The organism is Achromobacter sp. UBA4530, from assembly GCF_002388205.1.
In the GTDB taxonomy this organism is placed as follows: Bacteria; Pseudomonadota; Gammaproteobacteria; order Burkholderiales; family Burkholderiaceae_B; genus Achromobacter; species Achromobacter animicus.
The window spans coordinates 26,076-41,803 of the sequence record NZ_DGMA01000048.1 but is presented as its reverse complement, the minus strand read 5'-3'; the positions used below and the strand labels follow the sequence as shown (position 1 = coordinate 41,803).

General features: G+C 67.1%; 15 protein-coding genes. 6 read left to right on the top strand and 9 right to left on the bottom strand.

Annotated features, from left to right (window positions below):
* Window positions 1-74 precede the first annotated feature (74 nt).
* Entirely contained in the window at window positions 75-1,427 is a 1,353-nt protein-coding gene (locus B2W22_RS27520) for a carotenoid oxygenase family protein (protein WP_286940346.1), read from the top strand.
* A gap of 68 nt (window positions 1,428-1,495) precedes the next feature.
* Here B2W22_RS27520 and B2W22_RS27515 read toward each other — a convergent pair whose 3' ends face one another.
* Window positions 1,496-2,380 (bottom strand): DMT family transporter, encoded by an 885-nt coding sequence (locus tag B2W22_RS27515; protein ID WP_175138484.1) that lies wholly within the window; start codon window positions 2,378-2,380, stop codon window positions 1,496-1,498.
* On the bottom strand, window positions 2,371-3,123 hold the full coding sequence (locus B2W22_RS27510) for a GNAT family N-acetyltransferase (protein ID WP_286940345.1): 753 nt from the start codon (window positions 3,121-3,123) through the stop codon (window positions 2,371-2,373). Before B2W22_RS27510 ends, B2W22_RS27515 begins: the two co-directional genes overlap by 10 nt.
* A gap of 126 nt (window positions 3,124-3,249) precedes the next feature.
* Here B2W22_RS27510 and B2W22_RS27505 point away from each other — a divergent pair, with 126 nt between their 5' ends.
* Window positions 3,250-4,743, top strand: a complete 1,494-nt coding sequence (locus B2W22_RS27505; RefSeq protein ID WP_286940344.1) for a PLP-dependent aminotransferase family protein — start codon at window positions 3,250-3,252, stop codon at window positions 4,741-4,743.
* 6 nt (window positions 4,744-4,749) lie between these two features.
* On the opposite strand, the gene B2W22_RS27500 is transcribed toward B2W22_RS27505, so the two are convergent.
* Both B2W22_RS27500 and B2W22_RS27495 read right to left on the bottom strand, forming a co-directional pair.
* Complete coding sequence (locus tag B2W22_RS27500) at window positions 4,750-5,046, bottom strand: hypothetical protein (RefSeq protein WP_175124093.1); 297 nt, start codon at window positions 5,044-5,046, stop codon at window positions 4,750-4,752.
* Window positions 5,046-5,678, bottom strand: a complete 633-nt coding sequence (locus tag B2W22_RS27495) for a LysE family translocator (RefSeq protein ID WP_175124092.1) — start codon at window positions 5,676-5,678, stop codon at window positions 5,046-5,048. The genes B2W22_RS27500 and B2W22_RS27495 overlap by 1 nt, the downstream gene beginning before the upstream one ends.
* A gap of 152 nt (window positions 5,679-5,830) precedes the next feature.
* Between B2W22_RS27495 and B2W22_RS27490 the strand changes: the two genes are divergently transcribed.
* Window positions 5,831-6,652 (top strand): DUF72 domain-containing protein, encoded by an 822-nt coding sequence (locus B2W22_RS27490; RefSeq protein WP_286940341.1) that lies wholly within the window; start codon window positions 5,831-5,833, stop codon window positions 6,650-6,652.
* Window positions 6,653-6,709: 57 nt separating this feature from the next.
* On the opposite strand, the gene gorA is transcribed toward B2W22_RS27490, so the two are convergent.
* Window positions 6,710-8,068, bottom strand: a complete 1,359-nt coding sequence (gene gorA, locus B2W22_RS27485) for a glutathione-disulfide reductase (protein ID WP_286940339.1) — start codon at window positions 8,066-8,068, stop codon at window positions 6,710-6,712.
* Window positions 8,069-8,194: 126 nt separating this feature from the next.
* On the opposite strand from gorA, the gene B2W22_RS27480 reads away from it, so the two are divergent.
* Complete coding sequence (locus B2W22_RS27480; RefSeq protein WP_175124089.1) at window positions 8,195-8,818, top strand: LysE family translocator; 624 nt, start codon at window positions 8,195-8,197, stop codon at window positions 8,816-8,818.
* A 73-nt stretch (window positions 8,819-8,891) separates the two neighbouring features.
* Here B2W22_RS27480 and B2W22_RS27475 read toward each other — a convergent pair whose 3' ends face one another.
* The gene (locus B2W22_RS27475; RefSeq protein ID WP_175124088.1) at window positions 8,892-9,218 is read right to left on the bottom strand and encodes a c-type cytochrome; all 327 of its coding nucleotides are present in this window, start codon (window positions 9,216-9,218) and stop codon (window positions 8,892-8,894) included.
* Window positions 9,219-9,289: 71 nt separating this feature from the next.
* Window positions 9,290-10,372, bottom strand: coding sequence for a copper-containing nitrite reductase (gene nirK / locus B2W22_RS27470; RefSeq protein WP_175124087.1), 1,083 nt, complete (start codon window positions 10,370-10,372; stop codon window positions 9,290-9,292).
* 191 nt (window positions 10,373-10,563) lie between these two features.
* Between nirK and B2W22_RS27465 the strand changes: the two genes are divergently transcribed.
* Entirely contained in the window at window positions 10,564-11,424 is an 861-nt protein-coding gene (locus tag B2W22_RS27465) for a Crp/Fnr family transcriptional regulator (protein WP_254594240.1), read from the top strand.
* Between the two features lie 87 nt (window positions 11,425-11,511).
* Here B2W22_RS27465 and B2W22_RS27460 read toward each other — a convergent pair whose 3' ends face one another.
* Together B2W22_RS27460 and B2W22_RS27455 are read right to left on the bottom strand one after the other, a co-directional pair.
* Window positions 11,512-12,351 carry an SUMF1/EgtB/PvdO family nonheme iron enzyme gene (locus B2W22_RS27460; protein WP_286940336.1) on the bottom strand — a complete coding sequence of 280 codons (840 nt, stop codon included), beginning with the start codon at window positions 12,349-12,351 and terminating at the stop codon, window positions 11,512-11,514.
* Between the two features lie 111 nt (window positions 12,352-12,462).
* Entirely contained in the window at window positions 12,463-14,748 is a 2,286-nt protein-coding gene (locus B2W22_RS27455) for a nitric-oxide reductase large subunit (protein WP_175124194.1), read from the bottom strand.
* A 256-nt stretch (window positions 14,749-15,004) separates the two neighbouring features.
* Here B2W22_RS27455 and B2W22_RS27450 point away from each other — a divergent pair, with 256 nt between their 5' ends.
* Window positions 15,005-15,712: an aspartate/glutamate racemase family protein gene (locus tag B2W22_RS27450; RefSeq protein ID WP_286940334.1), complete on the top strand. Its 708-nt coding sequence runs from the start codon at window positions 15,005-15,007 to the stop codon at window positions 15,710-15,712.
* Window positions 15,713-15,728 lie beyond the last annotated feature (16 nt).

Genomic DNA, 15,728 nt, shown 5'->3' with positions numbered 1-15,728 from the left:
ATATAACGGACTTTTGCCGCCACCGGCCTCGCGGTGTCATCCAGCCCGGTGCGCGGCCTCGGCCTGGAGGTCACATGCAACCCTGGCACAGCGACAACCCCGCCCTGTCCCGCGCGTTCGCGCCAGTCTTCGACGAACGCGACGACGCGGATCTGCCCGTTGAAGGCGCCCTGCCCCCCGGCCTGTCCGGCGTCTTCATGCGCAACGGGCCCAATCCGCAATTCGAGCCCGGCCCGGGGTATTCCTATCCCTTTGACGGCACCGGAATGATCCACGCGCTCTACCTGGACGGCGGCCGCGCGCGCTATCGCAACCGCTGGGTGCTGACCGCCGAACTGCAGGAAGAACGGGACGCCGGCCATCGCATCTACAACCCGACGTTCGGTCCGCCCCCCTACGCGAACCTGGCCAATACCAACGTGCTGCGGCACGCCGGCCGCATCCACGCGCTGTACGAAGGCGGCTGCCCGTACGACCTGGACGACGCGCTGGGCACGGTGGGTGCCAACACATTCCAGGGCAGGCTCACCGGCGCGTTCTCCGCGCATCCCAAGGTCGACCCGCTGACCGGGGAGATGCTGGCGATCAATTACGACCTCATGGCGGGCACGCTTGAATACATGCGGCTGGACGCCTCGGGTCGGGTGGACCGCCAGGTGGCGTTTGCATCGCCCTGGCCGGCGCTGGTTCATGACATCGGCCTGACCGCCACCCACGTGGTGGCGTTCGTCTGCCCGCTGGTGTTCGACTTCAGCCGCGGACCGGCGGCGCCCGGGTGGGAGCCGCAGCGCGGCACGCAGGTGCTGCTGGTGCCGCGCGACTGCACCGACGCGGCGCAGATCCGGTGGATCGAAGCCGACCCCTTCTTCAATTGGCACGTTGCCAATGCCTGCGTGGACGGCAACGTGATCGAGGCGGTGCTGCCCTGGCACGATGGCTACGGTCCCGCGTCGCGCAAGCGGCTTGAGATGCACCGGCTGCGCATCGACATGGCAAGCGGACGCGTGGAGGACCAGACGCTGGACGACCAGCCCTGCGAGTTCGGCCGGGTCAACGACGCGTGGCTGGGCCGGCGCACGCGGTTCTGCTATGCCGGGCTGCGGGCCCCGCGGCCGGGCGAAACGCCGCAGCCGGGCGCCTTCGAGGCCTTTGCACGCTATGACGTCGAGACGGGTGCGAAGACCGTGTACTGTCTGCCCGCAGGGCAGACCGCGTGCGAACCGGTGTTTGCCGCCGATCCGGCCGGCGCGGGTGAAGCGGACGGCTACCTTTTGAGCTTCGTGCACACGGAAGACGACGCGGGCGGCCGGTTCATCGTGCTGGACGCGCGCGACCTGGCTGCCGGGCCGGTCGCGCAGGTGCGCCTGCCGCGCCGCGTGCCCGCCGGGCTGCACGGATCCTGGATGCCCTCGCCCGCAGCCGCTTAGCCTCGGGCGCGTCGCTGACTTGGGTCAGATGCGCCGCTGATCCAGGTCAGGTGCACCTTTGACCCAGGTCAGGCGCGCCGCTGACCTAGATTCAACACGATCAGCCCCGCCCCGGCCATCACGAACGCAAACCCCCACCAGTCCGCCGGGGCCGGCCGGTCGCCCACCAGCGCCATCGCGCCCAGCACGCCCACGACCGGCACCATCAGCGTGGTCAGCGCGGCGACAGTGGCGCTGACACGCTCGCTCAGCACGAACCACAGCCAGTACGCGACCGCAGTGCCCAGGATGATGTGAAACGAGAGCGCCCCCGCGACGCTGGCGGTCCAGCCGTGCGTGGGAAAGGATTCGCCGGCGATCAGCGCGCCGGCCAGGGCGCAACCGGCGCCGACGACAAGCTGCCACGCCGTGATGACGATGCGGTCGCCCGCGACGGGCCAGCGCTTCAGATACACCGTGCCGGCTGCCCACCCGAACGCCGCCACCAGGGGAAACACCAGCCCCTTGGCGGCGGCCACGTCGTTGCCCCCGAACACCGCCTGCAGCACCGGCCAGGCCAGCACGGCGACGCCGCACGCACCCAGCAGCAGCGCCAGGCCGCGGCGGCGGTCCAGGCGTTCGCCCAGCACCAGCCACGCCAACAGCGCGGACATCATCGGCATGGTGAAGGTCAACACTGCCGCGCGCGACGTGCTGGTGCTGAGCTGCGCCCAGGCCACGGCCAGATTGAATACGGCCACCGCCAAGACGCCGCCCACCGCGATGCCGGGCCACGCGCTGCGCGGCGGCAGAAGCGGCAGCCGCTTGGCGCCCGCCAGCAGCAACAGCAGCAGCGCGCCGCTGCCCAGTCCCAGCACGCGCAAGGTGAACGGCGGGAAGATCGACAGAATGATCTTCACCGCCGGCCAGTTCAGGCCCCAGAACAGGGCCAATGCCACCGGGATCAGACGCACGCCGCGTGGTCTCCCCCAGCGTTGCTGCCCCGCTCAGTGGTGATCAGCGATGCCAATCCCTGGCGCTGGTTGCCTTCGGCATCGAAGTTGTCCGGGCTGAGCCAGCGCTCGTACGCGGCGCGCAGCGCGGGCCATTCGCTGTCGATGATCGAGAACCACGCCGTGTCGCGGCTGCGGCCCTTGTAGACCGTGGCCTGCCGGAAGATGCCCTCAAAGCTGAAGCCCAGGCGCAGCGCCGCGGCGCGCGACGGCGCGTTCAGGCTGTCGCACTTCCATTCGTACCGGCGGTAGCCCAGTTCGTCGAAAGCACGGCGCATCAGCAGGTACTGCGCTTCCGTGGCGATGCGCGTGCGCTTGAGCTGACGCGAATAGGACACGAAGCCGACCTCGATGACGCCGTTGGGCGCGTCGATGCGCATCAGCGCCAGCGTGCCGACGGCGCGGCCCGTCGCAAGGTCGATGATGGCGTGGTGCATCGGGTCCGGGCTGGCCTGCGCAGCCTCGGCGAACGTCCGGTAGGCGGCCTCGTCGGCAAACGGCCCGACGCCCATGTACGTCCAGTCGCTGTCGTCGGGCGCCTGGCTGAACGCCTGGTACAGATCTGCCGCGTGGCGCTCGGCCGACAGCGGCTCCAGTCGGCAATAGCGGCCCAGCGCAGGGTCGAGGGGCGGACGCGGTCGCGTGGTCCAGCCGGGCAGCGCCGGCCCAATGGGTTGCTGGAAATCGTTGGTGCGGGGTTGCATGCGGCGGTGCCTCGGGAATCGGTTCAGGGCGCGCCGCCGACGGTGGCGGGCGCAACATCCAGGGCCTCACGATATCGGAACCGTGGCATCATAAAAAGTGCCACGAAACTGGAATTTAATAGGGCCATGATCGAAACTTCATTGGGCGATACCGCCATTGCCCCGCTGCTGTCCAGTCCGCTGGCACGCGGCCCGGGTTCGCTGCCGCGCCAGCGCCAGCTTATCCAGCGCCTCAAGCAGGCCATCCTTGCCGGCCAGCTTCCCGCGGGCGGCAAGCTGCCGTCGTCCCGCGCGCTGTCCGAAGAATTGGACATCTCGCGCAATACGGTGCTGATCGCCTACGAGCAATTGACGGCCGAAGGCTACGTGATTGCCGACCGCCAGGGCACCCGCGTGGCGCCGCTGTCCGCCGCCGCCCGCAGCGCCGCGCGCGAGGCGGTCCCTCTCTCCGCGCAGCCGCCAGCCACGGCGCAGCGCCTCTCCCGCATCGTCTCCACGCGCTATACCCACGACGGTACGCTGCCGATGACGCCCGGCACGCCCGCGCTGACGCAATTCCCCGTGAACGCGTGGCGCCGCGCGCAGGACCGCGCCCTGCAGGCGGCGCCGGCCGCCGCGCTGGGCTACGGTCATCCGGCGGGCGAGCCCGCGCTGCGCGAAGCCATCGCTCAATACCTGCGCGTGTCGCGCGGCGTGCATTGCGACGCCTCGCGCATCGTCATCACCGAAGGCGCACAGGGCGGGCTGGCGCTGTGTGTGCAACTGCTAACCAACCCTGGGGATACCGCCTGGCTGGAAGACCCCGGCTACCGCGGCGCCAAGTCCGCCTTCCATGCCGGCGACCTCAATGTGGTGGCCGTGCGCGTCGATGCCGACGGCATTGTCATCCCGGAAAGCGCCTGGACCCGCCAGCCACCCAGGTTGATCCAGACGACGCCGTCGCACCAGTACCCGACCGGTGCGGTGCTGTCGCTGACCCGCCGGCTCGATCTGCTGGAACGCGCGCGACGCGCCGGCGCGTGGATCATCGAAGACGACTACGACAGCGAATTCCGCCACCAGGGCGAACCGATCGCCGCCATGCAGGGGCTGCTGCCGGACGCGCCGGTGCTGTATGTCGGCACGTTCAGCAAGACGATGTTCCCGGCCCTGCGCCTGGGCTTTCTGGTGCTGCCCGAAGCCCTGGCGCGCGAAGCCATGCCATCCATCATCGAAATGCAGCGCGGCGGCCACCGGCTGGAACAGCTGGCCATGGCCGCATTCATTGAAAACGGCCAGTTCTCGCGCCATTTGGGCCGCATGCGGCGCCTGTACCGCGAACGCCAGGCGGCGCTGCGCGAGGCGCTGGCCTTGCATCTGAGGATCGAGCACGAGGTCTTGGGCGGGCACTGCGGCCTGCACCTGACCGTGCGGCTGCCGCCGGCTTATGCCGACACGGCGATCGTGGCCGAGGCGCGCAAGCTGGGCATGAATCCGGGCGCGCTGTCGTCGTTTGCGCTGACGCCGCGCATTGAAGACAACGGCCTGGTGATCGGCTACGGCAACACGGGTGCGGAGCGGTTTCCGGCGCTGGTGCGCCGGCTGCGGGACGTGGCGCTGGCGGTGGCGAAAGCGGCTTAGGACGCGCTAGTCGACCAGCCCGCCCAGCACCAGCAGCGTCATGAACGCCCAGAACAGAAAACCCAGGATGGATCGCCGCAGCAGCGCCTTGATCGCGCCCCACAGGAACATGAGGCCCAGCGCCAACAACACCAGATTGAAGATCGACGGGCTCATGCCCATCGCGCCGGCCAGCCCGCCATAGAAATCGGCCAGCGCGCCGCCCAGCCCGCCGAGCAGCCATTTGATCCCTGCAACGATGGCGCGCAGGCCCTCGCCAAGCATGCCGCCCAGCGTCGCGAAAAATCCGTCGTCGGCGGGCATCAGCGGCGCGTATCCACAAGCATGCGCACGGCCAGGCCGGCCAGCACGGTGCCCATCAGCCAGCGCTGCACCACCATCCACAGCGGACGGCCCGCCAGGAACCCGGCAATGGAGCCGGCCATGATGGCGATCATGGCGTTCACCGACAAGCTGATCACGACCTGCGTCATGCCCAGCGCCAGCGACTGGGTGAAGACGCTGCCGTGGTCGGGCTGGATGAATTGCGGCAGCAGCGACACGTACATGACGGCGATCTTGGGATTGAGCAGATTGGTGAGCAGACCCATCGTGAACAATTGCCGCGGGCTGCTCTTGGGCAGGTCATGCACCTGGAACGGCGAGCGGCCGCCCGGACGGATCGCCTGCCACGCCATGTAGAGCAGGTAAAGCGCCCCGCCGATGCGCAGCGCGTCGTAGGCATAGGGCACAGCCATCAGCAAGGCAGTGATGCCGAACGCCGCACAGGCCACGTAGAAGATGAACCCCACCGCCACCCCGCCCAGCGAAATCAGGCCGGCCTGCGGCCCTTGCGAGATCGAGCGCGACACCAGGTAGATCATGTTGGGCCCAGGCGTGAGCACCATGCCCAGCGCTACCAGGGCGAAAGTCAGCAGATGTGTCAGGTCAGGCATGGAGTGCCGGCGCGTGCCGGTCAGAAGTCGGGTCGTGACTGCACACCTTAGCCGAAAACTGTATCGGAACAGCGGAATTTTCGGGCGGGGTTGGCGGCTCGTCGCGCCGGCGATACAGTGGACCGCTCGACCTTTCCTGTGGAGCGCAGCCCATGCCGAAACGTCATCCGTCCCCGGCAGACAGCCCCGCCGCGATCCGAGTCGGCATCGGCGGCTGGACCTTCGAACCGTGGCGCGGCGTCTTCTATCCCGACGACCTGCCCCATGCGCGCGAACTGGAATACGCCAGCCGGCAGGTCACGGCCATCGAGATCAACGGCACCTACTACGGCACCCAGAAGCCCGCCACCTTCGCCAAGTGGCGCGATGAAACGCCCGACGACTTCGTCTTTTCGCTGAAGGCATCGCGGTATTCGACCAACCGGCGCGAACTGGCGGGCGCCAAGGACTCGATTGCCAAGTTCGTGAACAGCGGCATCGCCGAACTGGGACCGAAGCTGGGGCCCATCGTGTGGCAGTTCGCGCCGACCAAACAGTTCGACCCGGAGGATTTTGGCGCCTTCCTGGAATTGCTGCCGGACAAGGTGGACGGTTTGCCGTTGCGGCACGCGCTGGACGTGCGCCATCCCAGCTTTGCCTGCGAGGAATACGTGGCCCTTGCGCGCCGCCATCACGCGGCGACCGTGTACACCGATAGCGACGAGTTTCCCGCTATCGCCGATCGGACGGCGGACTTTGTCTACGCGCGGCTGATGCGCGCCAGCACGGCCTACAAGGCCGGTTACGCGCCGAAGGCGCTGGACACCTGGGCGGAGCGATTCCGCATCTGGTCACGCGGCGCGGACCCGGACGACCTGCCCCTTATCGGCAAAGCGGCCTCCGGGAAAAAATCGCAGGACGTCTTCGCGTATTTCATCAATGGCGCAAAAGAACGCGCGCCGGCAGCGGCGCGCGCGATGATTCAACGCCTGTAGCGCCGGCGCACGCCGCACGCGCCATCTGGCGCTTGCGGCCCCGCCGGTTCACAGGCGTTATTCCGTGACGGGCGTGCGCATCGTCACGAACTCTTCGGCTGCCGTGGGATGGATGCCGATGGTGTCGTCGAACACCGCCTTGGTCGCCCCCGCCTTCAGCGCCACGGCCAGTCCCTGCACGATCTCGCCTGACTCCGGACCCACCATGTGCACGCCCAGCACGCGATCGGTCTGCGCGTCGACGATCACCTTCATCAGCGTGCGTTCCTGCGATTCGGTCAGCGTCAGCTTCATGGGGCGGAAGCGGCTTTCGAACAGCCGGACCTCGTAGCCGGCTTCGCGCGCCTCTTCGGTGGTCAGGCCCACCGTGCCGATGTTGGGCAGGCTGAATACCGCAGTGGGGATCAGCTTGTAGTCGACCTTGCGGTATTCGTGCGGGCGGAACAGGCGCCGCGCCACCGCCATGCCTTCGGCCAGCGCCACGGGCGTCAGCGGCACGCGGCCGATCACGTCGCCGATGGCCAGGATGGACGGCTCCGCGGTGCGGTACTCGTCATCGACCTCGATGAAGCCATCTTCGCGCAGCTTCACGCCGGTGTTTTCCAGCCCCAGGTTGTCCAGCATCGGACGGCGGCCCGTGGCGTAGAACACGCAATCGGTCTCGATGACGGAACCATCCTTGCAGGTGGCGGCCAGCGAACCGTCGGCGCGCTTGTCGATGCGCGCGACCTCGGTGTTCATGCGCAGGTCGATGCCCTTCTTGACCAGTTCGTCGCGCAGGTGCTCGCGCACGCCCAGGTCAAATCCGCGCAGGAAGAGCGGGCCGCGATACGACTGGACGGTTTGTGCGCCCATGCCGTTGAAGATGGACGCGAACTCCACGGCGATGTAGCCGCCGCCCACGACCAGCACGCGGCGCGGCAGGTCCTTCAGGAAGAAGGCCTCGTTGGAGGTGATGGCGAGTTCCTTGCCGGGAATGTCGGGCACCTGCGGCCAGCCGCCCGTTGCCACCAGAATGTGTTCGGCGCTATAGGTCTTGCCGTTGATTTCGACCTTGTGCGGATCGACGATGCGCGCGTGGCCTTCCAGCAGCGTCACGCCGCCGTTGACCAGCAGGTTGCGGTAGATGCCGTTCAGGCGCTCGATCTCGCGGTTCTTGTTGGCGATCAACGTGGGCCAGTCGAATTTGGGCGCCTCCGCGCTCCAGCCAAAACCGTGCGCCTGTTCGAAGTCTTCGCTGTAGTGCGCGCCGTAGACCAGCAGTTTCTTGGGCACGCAGCCCACGTTTACACACGTGCCTCCCAGGTAGCGGCTTTCCGCCACCGCCACGCGCGCACCGAAACTGGCGGAAAAGCGGGCCGCGCGTACGCCGCCCGAGCCCGCGCCGATCACAAACAGGTCAAAGTCAAATGCCATGGGGTTTCCTTCGCGCGGCCTGCCGGCCGGCGTTCACTGTCCGGGAAAGCTGTATTTAACACCACGGTTGGAATACATTGGCCGCAGCCGGCCACGCGCGCTGGCCCTTCATACGGAGTTCCTTCCATGTCGCTCGAAACCTGGCTGGCCTTCCTGGGCGCTTCCGCCCTGCTCGTCATGCTGCCCGGCCCCACCATTCTTACTGTCATCAGCTATTCGCTTACGCACGGCAAGCGCGCCCGCCTGCCGCTGGTGCTGGCCGTGGCGCTGGGCGATTCCACCGCCCTAGTGCTGTCGCTGCTGGGCCTGGGCGCACTGCTTGCCGCATCCGCGTTCTGGTTCACGGTGGTCAAGACCATTGGCGGCCTGTACCTGCTGTATCTCGGCTACCGGCTGCTGCGCGCCGGCGTGTCGCCCGCCACGCTGCCCGTTGCGACGGCGGCGGGTTCGCGCTGGAAGCTGTTCGCCAACACTTACCTGGTGACCGCGCTGAATCCGAAGGGCATGATCTTCTTCGTGGCCTTCCTGCCGCAGTTCATCGATCCGGCACGAGACGTGACGCAGCAGTTGTGGGTGTTGTCAGCGACGTTTGTCGCCTGCGCCGGCATCAATGCCGCGGCCTATGCGATCTTTGCGGGATCGGCCCGGCGCATGCTGGCGTCGCCGCGCGCGCAGCGCGGCTTCAACCTGGGTGGCGGCGCGCTGCTGTCGGCCGCCGGGGTGTGGGCCTTGCTGGCCCGCCGCGCGTAGCGTGACGAAAAGCACGGCGAAACGCGCGGCCGGCATCCCGCGCGTTTCAATCCGCGCCGCGCCAGGTTGCGCGTTACTTTGCCGCGGCCATCATGTATTCCACCGCGGCACGCAGCGTGGCGTCGTCGGCGGCCGAGCCGCCGCGCGGCGGCATGGCGCCCTTGCCTTTGAGCACGGTAAGCATCAGCGCGTCCGTGCCCTGCGCCAGGAAAGGCGTCCAGGCCTGCTTGTCGCCCAGCTTGGGGGCATTGGCCACGCCGCTGGCATGGCAGACGACACAGGCGGACTTGTAGAGTTTTTCGCCGGCGGGATTGACGGCGGCAACGGTGTCAGCCGCGGCATGCTGGACGGGCAGGCCCGTCAGCGCAAGGGCAAAAAAGAGTCGAGCAAATTTGGGCATGGCGGAGATTCCAGGCTCTAGAAGGGGAACAACCCGGCAAGACGCGCCGCGCGCGCCTTGCCGGCCGGCCATTACTGCGGGATGGGACCCGGCGCCTTGATCTGCTTCATCAGGTCGTCGTTCCACTTGCCCTCGACCTTGATGTGCCCGGCCGCGCCCAGTTCAAAGGCTTCGATCAGGTTGTGGTTCAGGTAGGCGTACACGCCGGGCTGCTTGAACGTGTACAGCGCCGCCCCGGCGGAACCGCCGCGAATGAACCAGGTTTCCAGGTCCTTTTCCGGCGGGTTGTTGAACTTGCCGGTTTCCCAGACCCAGTCGCCATGGCCGCCGATCAGGTGCGGGCGCGTGTCGCGGTTGGCTTGCGAATGGATCAGCAGCACGGTTTCGCCGACCTTGGCGGTGAGGGCGTTGTCGCCCGTCAGTGCGCCGACCTTGCCGTTGAAGACGATGTGCGACGGGGTCAGCTTGCGCATGACTTCCACCGTGTCGCCGTAGCTTTCGGCGAGGGTTGCGTAGTCCTTGTACTTGCCGTTGGCGTCCTTGGGGATGTAGAGGTCGAACTCGCCGATCGTGTAGACGCGGTCGTACTTCAGCGACTTGCCCTGCGGATCCTTCAGGCCATCGCGCGGCAGCACCATGATCGTGCCGCTCATGCCGGCCACGACGTGCCACGGCACCATGCCTTCAGGGGCACAGTGATAGACGAAGGTGCCGGCGCGGTCGGCCTTGAAGCGCAGCGTGGCCTGTTCGCCGGGGTTCACGTTGGTGAGCTTGGCGCCGCCCAGCGCGCCCGTCGCGGCGTGGAAGTCGACGTTGTGCGGCATGGCGTTGGTCTTGGGATTGACCAGGGTCAGCTCCACGTAGTCGCCCTCGTGCACGACCATCGTGGGGCCGGGCATGGATCCGTTGAAAGTCATGGCCTGCAGCGTGGTGCCCTTACCGTCGATGACCATCTTCTTTTCTTCGATGGTCATGGTGAATTCGACAACCTTGGGTCCCGACTTGGCCACCTGCTCATGCGGATGGACCATCGGCGGGGCAACCAGCGTGACCTTGGCGCGCGGCAGCGTGTCCGCATTCTGGGCGGAAGCCAGACCGCCTGCCATCGAGAACATCAGGGCGGCGGCAAGCAAGGTGGGGCGCAACGCGTTCATGTGCTACTCCTCTTTCGGTTTCTTCAAAGCCGAGTCTGTCGGCACCTCCATTGAAGAACCGCGAGCGATCGCGTTCTTTGCTGTAGCGCAAATTCGGGATAACCCTGCGAGCGCCCACACGTTGTCAGGGTGACCCCCAGGTGTCACCATCGACGCGTGGAAAATTTCACCACGCCCATAAGCGGACCGCCATGCCATCGCCCTTATGCCATGCCTTGCTGCGCAACCTCGACCTGTTCAGGCCGTTGTCCGATACGCAGCTTGATGCCGCACTGAAAGACGCCGTTCCATGCCGTCTTGAAGCCGGCGAAGCCGCCTACCGCCAGGGTGCGGAAGGCGCCCATTTCTTCGTGCTGCTGCACGGCTGCCTCAAGGTCACACAAATTACATCGGAAGGCGACCAAGTTGTCGTGAGATATGTCAATCCGGGCGATATGTTTGGCCTGGCTTGCGCCATGCGGCAGTCCTGTTATCCGGCCAGCGTGCTGGCCGTGCAGGAAAGCGTCTGCCTGGCATGGCCGGCAGAAGCCTGGGAAAGCTTCATGGCCAGCCACCCGCAATTGGGTGCGATCGCGCTGCAGACCATGGGGCAACGCCTGCAGGACGCGCACATCCGCATCCAGGAATTGTCCACCGACGAAGTCGAGCAACGCGTCGCGCGCGCCATCCTGCGGCTGGTCCAGCAATCCGGGCAGCCCACGCACGACGGCATCGGCATCAGCTTTCCCATCACGCGCCAGGACGTGGCCGAGATGACCGGCACCACGCTGCATACGGTCAGCCGCCTGCTCAGCGACTGGAAGCAGCGCGGCATCGTCAGCAGCGGCCGCAAGCGCATCGTGCTGCGGTCGCCCGCGGCGCTGACCCGGCTGTCCGAAAACGCGCAGCCCGCCATGGACTGCGCGTCGTGCCTGTCGTGCCGCAGTGGCTCGCCGGCAACGGATGCCGACGCCGCCATGAAAATCAAAGGCGCCGCTCGTACGGCCGCCGATCGTGCGGCTGCCGGTCATACCGCCGGCGATCGCACTGCTGCTGAACTGGCTGCGCACTAGCTTGGCGAGCGCGGGCTCACTGCCCGCATCCGCCGCGACTGCAGTGCAGCGACTGCAGTGCCGCGTGTACAGTGCCGCCTGTGCGGCCTACCCCTCTTCCAGCACCAGCCGCAATCCCAGGTTCGCGGGCGGCACGCCGACTGAACAGGCGCCGCTCTTGGGGTCGCGGATGAAATCCGGCAGATACGCGATGTGCCGCCCCGCCGCGACGCGGATGCCGCAGTTGCGGCTCAGGTCGGCGTCTTCCGGCGACTCCGCCCCCGTTCCCGCGTCCAGCACGCGGCGTGAGTGACAGTCCGAAGTCCAATCCCACACGCTGCCCGCCATGTCCTTGACGCCCGCCGCGTTGGCGCCGTACTGGCCGAACGGCCGCACCGCGGTTTCGGCGCCCTGCCCGCTGCGGCGGCTTTCCTGTTCGTATTCGGCCAGCCAGCGCTGCGCGGGGTCGGTGGGATCCTGGTTGTTGTCCTGCAAGGCCGCGGGCGGTGTTTCTTCGCGATACGCCTCGCCCGCCGCATAGATCCATTCCGCGTAGCGCGGCAAGCGATAGCGCTGACCCGTCGACCCGGACAACCACGCCGCGTAGGCCGAGGCGTCCGACCAGCTGATGCCGGTGGCGGGCAGATCCGGAGAATTGTCCTTGCGGTGTTCCGCGTCCAGCGGTTTGCAGGCGCCGGCGGCCACGCACGCCGCGTATTCCGCTTGGCTGACCTGACGCGTCATGATGGCGACGCCGCGTGGATGCCGCGTGGTGACCGGCGCGGGCGTGACGGGATAACCGTTACGCAGGGCATCACCGGGCGGCTGATGGGTGACTTCACCGGGCGGCAGCCGCGTCAGTTCCGGCAATGCAAAGCGGGCCCGGTCTGCGGGCCCGCAAGCGGTCAACAACATTGAAAGGGCGGCGGCGATCGGAAGGAAGCGCATGCGGAGTTTCTCCGAAGCGCCCGCGCCGAACCGGCGCAGGCTTGGCTTCCATTGGACCGGGAGGCCGCCTTCGCAACGTTGCGCTGGCGCAAAGTCGCGAAGGCGCCGGGATCAGCCGCGCGCGGCCTTGGGGGTGAGCCGCGGTTCGACCAGCGCGGGCTTGCTGCTGAGCAGGCCCAGGATCACCTGCATGACCATCGCCAGCGCGCCCAGCAGGAACACCACGTCGCCGAACGTGCGGCCCCAGCGCAGGGTCTTGAGCAGGTCCTGCTGCATGAAGGCTTCGCTGCGGGCGTACCACATGCCTTCGCTGACGCTGGCATGGAACTGGATCAGGCCCACCGGCAACAGGCTGGTGAAGATCATCAGCACAAGACCGATGTTCATGCCCCAGAACGCCAGCTTCATGAGGCCCGGGTTCAACGCATACTGCGGACGGATGTAGCGCAGCACCAGCAGCGTGAAGCCCAGCGCCAGGAAGCCGTACACCCCGAACAGCGCGGCGTGCGCGTGCACCGGCGTGGTATTCAGACCCTGGATGTAATACAGCGAGATCGGCGGGTTGATCATGAAGCCGAACACACCTGCGCCCAGCATGTTCCAGAAGGCCACAGCCACAAAGCACATCAGCGGCCACTTCAGGTTGTCCATCCAGGCGGCGCGGGTCTTCAGGCGCCAGTTTTCCCAGGCTTCGTAGCCCAGCACGATCAGCGGCACGACTTCCAGCGCTGAGAAGCTGGCGCCGACGGCCATCACGGGCGTGGTCGTGCCCGCGAAATACAGGTGGTGGAACGTGCCGGGAATGCCGCCCAGCATGAAGAGCGAGGCCGAGGCCAGGCTGGCGGTCGTTGCCATGCGGCGCGACACCAGACCCAGGGTCGAGAAAATGAAGGCCAGCGCCGTGGTGGCGAACACTTCAAAGAAGCCTTCGACCCACAGGTGGACGATCCACCAGCGCCAGTACTCCATGATGGTCAGGTGGGTGCGTTCGCCGTAGAAGAAGCCGGCGCCGTAGAAGAGACCAATGGCGCCGACGGAGGCCGTCAGCAGCGCCAGCAGGTTCTTGTCGCCGCCCGGCGTGCGCAGCGCGGGCACGATGCCGCGCAGCATCAGCACCAGCCAGAAGCAGATGCCGGCAAACTTGCCGATCTGCCACAGACGGCCCAGGTCGACGTATTCATAGCCTTGGTGACCCAGCCAGAAATTCAGCTCGGGCGGCATGATCTGCGCAATGGCCAGGTAGTTGCCAGCGAACGAGCCGACCACGACCAGCACCAGCGCCCAGAACAGGATGTCGACGCCGACCTTCTGGAACTTGGGGTCGCGTCCGCCGTTGATCAGCGGGGCCAGGAACAGGCCGGCGGCCAGAAAGCCCGTTGCGATCCAGAACAGGGCGCTCTGGATGTGCCAGGTGCGCACCAGCGAATACGGGAACCACTGCGAGACGTCGATGCCATAGAACTTCTGCCCTTCAACGGTGTAGTGCGCGGTGAAACCGCCCAGCAGCACCTGAAAGCCGAACAGCGCCACGACCAGGAACAAATACTTGCCCAGGGCGCGCTGCGAGGGCGTCAGGGCAAAGGCGGTGAGCGGATCGCGCGCGGGCGCTTGCGGCTCTTCTTCTTCCTGGCCACGCATGAAGGCCCAGGCCCAGACCAGGAAGCCGATGCCCGCCAGCAGCACAACCACGCTGATGATGGACCACATGACGTTTTCAGCGCTGGGCTGGTTGCCGATCAGCGGTTCGTGCGGCCAGTTGTTGGTGTAGGTGACCGACATGCCTTCGCGTTCGGTGGCGGCCGCCCAGGCCGTCCAGAAGAAGAAATGCGTCAGCTGCGTGCGGCGCTTGGCGTCGGGCAGCGTGTTTTCCTTCATGGCGAAGCTCTCGCGGCTGCCTTGCAGGGCGGGCGCATCGGAGAACAACTGCTCGTAGTAAGCCGCCGTCTGTTCGATGGCCTTCGCGCGGCGCGGCGTGATGGTCAGCGTGTCGGTGGCTGCGTCGCTGCGATTGGCGCGGTACTCGGCCTTGAGCGCTTCGCGCAGCGCGGCCTGCTGCGGCGCGGGAAGTTGGGCGTAGGCCTGACCGTGCTCGTCGCGCGCGGCCAGGTCCAGCCAGGCGGTCAGTTCGCGATGCAGCCAGTCGGCCGTCCAGTCAGGCGCCTGGTACGCGCCGTGGCCCCAGATCGAGCCAAGCTGCATGCCGCCGACGGATTGCCAGGCGGTCTGCCCGTCCAGGATGTCTTCGCGGCCGAACAGCGCGCGGCCATCGGACGTCACGACCTGCCCGGGAATGGGCGGCGCCTGGCGGTAGACCTCGCCGCCGTAGAAGCCTAGCAGCGCAAATGTGATCGCCACCACGGCGATCAACGTGAACCATAATTTCCGATACGGACCCATGATGGGAACGCCCTCCTGTGTTGCGGTTGGTTGGGTACGTGTCCTCTTGCGAAATCCGTGCCAGAAAAAAACCACGCCGAATCAACAGCTTGGATTCGGCGTGGTGTTTTTTACTGTTGGCCGGACGGGTATAAATCACCGCCACGGGGTGAATTTGACCCTGCAATACCCTAACGGCCGCCACCCCTACAATCGATCACGCCCGACCTGTTCCCCGCCGTCCGGCTACCCGGACCCTGAAGAAGGAATCGACTGGATGAATGCCACGCCGCTGCACATCGGCATCGTCGCCTGTTCCGCCGAGGGCGCCGCGCTCTGCTACCGCACCTTGTGCGCCGAAGGCGCTCAGCGCATGGGCCCGCACGCCCATCCCGAGATTTCGCTACACACCCATTCGCTGGCGGATTACGTCGCCTGCCTGGACGCCCGCGACCTGGAGGGCGTTGCCGCCCTGATGTTGTCGTCGGCGGACAAGCTGGCCCGCGCCGGCGCGGATTTCCTGATCTGCCCGGACAACACCATCCACCAGGCGATGGACCGCGTCGTGGCGGACTCGCCGCGGCCGTGGCTGCACATCGCGCAGGAGGTCGCCGCCGTGGCGGCGGCGCGCGATTACCGGCGGATCGGCATCCTGGGCACGCACTGGCTGGTGGACAGCGACGTCTACCCCGCGGCCCTGGCGGCACGTGGCCTGGACTACGCGCGGCCGCCGCAGGACGACCGCCTGCTGCTGGGCCGCATCATCATGGACGAGCTGGTCTACGGTGTGATCAAGCCCGCGTCGGTGGCGCAGTTGCAAGGCATCGTCGAACGCCTGAAAGACGACGGCTGCGACGCGGTCGTGCTGGGCTGCACCGAACTGCCGCTGGTGCTGAACGACGGCAATTGCGCCTTGCCCACGCTCGACTCGACCCGCCTGCTGGCGCGCGCCGCGCTGGACCGTGCGCTGGCCCCCCGTCTTTGACGTTGCGCGGGGCGGC

What these genes read in the sequence shown, in the direction of transcription:
- gorA (WP_286940339.1), bottom strand. Translation starts at nt 8,068, where the DNA reads ATGGCATTTGACTTTGACCTGTTTGTGATCGGCGCGGGCTCGGGCGGC.
- B2W22_RS27500 (WP_175124093.1), bottom strand. Translation starts at nt 5,046, where the DNA reads ATGCCCGCCGACGACGGATTTTTCGCGACGCTGGGCGGCATGCTTGGC.
- B2W22_RS27475 (WP_175124088.1), bottom strand. Translation starts at nt 9,218, where the DNA reads ATGCCCAAATTTGCTCGACTCTTTTTTGCCCTTGCGCTGACGGGCCTG.
- B2W22_RS27505 (WP_286940344.1), top strand. Translation starts at nt 3,250, where the DNA reads ATGATCGAAACTTCATTGGGCGATACCGCCATTGCCCCGCTGCTGTCC.
- B2W22_RS27520 (WP_286940346.1), top strand. Translation starts at nt 75, where the DNA reads ATGCAACCCTGGCACAGCGACAACCCCGCCCTGTCCCGCGCGTTCGCG.
- B2W22_RS27490 (WP_286940341.1), top strand. Translation starts at nt 5,831, where the DNA reads ATGCCGAAACGTCATCCGTCCCCGGCAGACAGCCCCGCCGCGATCCGA.
- B2W22_RS27450 (WP_286940334.1), top strand. Translation starts at nt 15,005, where the DNA reads ATGAATGCCACGCCGCTGCACATCGGCATCGTCGCCTGTTCCGCCGAG.
- B2W22_RS27460 (WP_286940336.1), bottom strand. Translation starts at nt 12,351, where the DNA reads ATGCGCTTCCTTCCGATCGCCGCCGCCCTTTCAATGTTGTTGACCGCT.
- B2W22_RS27495 (WP_175124092.1), bottom strand. Translation starts at nt 5,678, where the DNA reads ATGCCTGACCTGACACATCTGCTGACTTTCGCCCTGGTAGCGCTGGGC.
- B2W22_RS27465 (WP_254594240.1), top strand. Translation starts at nt 10,564, where the DNA reads ATGCCATCGCCCTTATGCCATGCCTTGCTGCGCAACCTCGACCTGTTC.
- B2W22_RS27480 (WP_175124089.1), top strand. Translation starts at nt 8,195, where the DNA reads ATGTCGCTCGAAACCTGGCTGGCCTTCCTGGGCGCTTCCGCCCTGCTC.
- B2W22_RS27455 (WP_175124194.1), bottom strand. Translation starts at nt 14,748, where the DNA reads ATGGGTCCGTATCGGAAATTATGGTTCACGTTGATCGCCGTGGTGGCG.
- nirK (WP_175124087.1), bottom strand. Translation starts at nt 10,372, where the DNA reads ATGAACGCGTTGCGCCCCACCTTGCTTGCCGCCGCCCTGATGTTCTCG.
- B2W22_RS27510 (WP_286940345.1), bottom strand. Translation starts at nt 3,123, where the DNA reads ATGCAACCCCGCACCAACGATTTCCAGCAACCCATTGGGCCGGCGCTG.